Below are 1,193 nucleotides of genomic sequence, written 5' to 3'. Positions count from 1 at the left end.
ATATATATTTTACTGCAACATTAGATGCTGCTAAATGGGGTGCTGAATTAGCAACATCTAAATCAAAGGAAAGAATTTATATTGTAGAACCATTAGGTGATTTTGAAAATGATCCGAACTTAACTAACAAAAGATTTTCTGGAAACCCAACACGTTCTTATAGGTCTAAATCTCCTTTGAAAATAATAGCTGAATTAGGTTCATGGGAAAGACATTCCGATGAAGAAATAAATCATATGCTTTCATCATTAAAAAAGTTACGTGAACAAGGAAATGCTGTAATATACGATTAATCCTTAAGTATACAATTCGCAACATTTTTAGCACAGATATTAACAACACCGCATAAATTAATGCGGTGTCTCCAAATTGCATTCGAATTGATATGCCAATTATTGTGTTAAAAGTTAACAAAGCATTGATATATAAACAAAAAACGGGACGGTAATTAATATATGAATTGCGTCCCCAATCAGGTTGTTATTTAATGTTTTCTTCCTGTCATCCGAACCCGTTACTAAATAATTGAGGGCTTTTCTTATTTGCTTTACTTCCTGAAGTCTTCATAAGATATTTCATCATTAGTTACTTGTGCTTTAACTTTGATATCGTCTTTATATAATTCTTCCACATAATTTAGTTCCTTCCCTTAAGAAGTTACCTATCATAGCATAATTTATAACTATTATTATCAGTGCCAATTTAAAATGGATAAACCATTTTTTGATTTCAGTTGCAATATGCAGCAGCAACTTCAGAAAATATTTTGCGAAATATGACAGTTTGGATGTTGTTAAGAATTGAAAGAATACCCCTTCATATTTATTATCATATAATATTTTATAATAAAGGAATTGGTTCTCAAAAGCTTTGATGTTATACTTGGAGTGAGTAAATATACATAATGGCAAACCTATCGAAAGGTAGGGACGCAAAGCTACGGATCTAAGGCATTTTTGCTAAGATGGCCGAGCTACGATGAAGATGGATATTTGTTAATTTAATCCACCTTTTATAGGTGGATTTTTTGCGCGTCAAAGAACGATGGATAGAATGCCCTAGTCAGCGTTAACACCATATTATTTTCCTGAAATCGGTGTAATAATTGCAACTAGACTTCTTATTTTGCAATTTAAGGCTCGCCAAGCGGCGAGTTTTCTTTAGTTAATAGAACTGTATAGTTATTTTAGGAC

At 31.9% G+C, this 1,193-nt stretch carries 1 protein-coding gene and 1 riboswitch; the gene reads left to right on the top strand.

What is annotated here, in order from left to right; all coding sequences use genetic code 11:
• A partial coding sequence (gene arr / locus V7164_RS25610) for an NAD(+)--rifampin ADP-ribosyltransferase (protein ID WP_335355650.1) occupies window positions 1–293 on the top strand: 293 nt, incomplete at its 5' end.
• A 603-nt stretch (window positions 294–896) separates the two neighbouring features.
• Window positions 897–981: riboswitch (cyclic di-GMP riboswitch) on the top strand.
• The last annotated feature ends 212 nt before the right edge of the window (window positions 982–1,193 follow it).

It is taken from the genome of Bacillus sp. JJ1474, assembly GCF_036965225.1.
Taxonomy (GTDB): domain Bacteria; phylum Bacillota; class Bacilli; order Bacillales; family Cytobacillaceae; genus Cytobacillus.
Note: the sequence above shows the minus strand (reverse complement) of the source record. Positions and strands in the feature narration are given on the sequence as shown.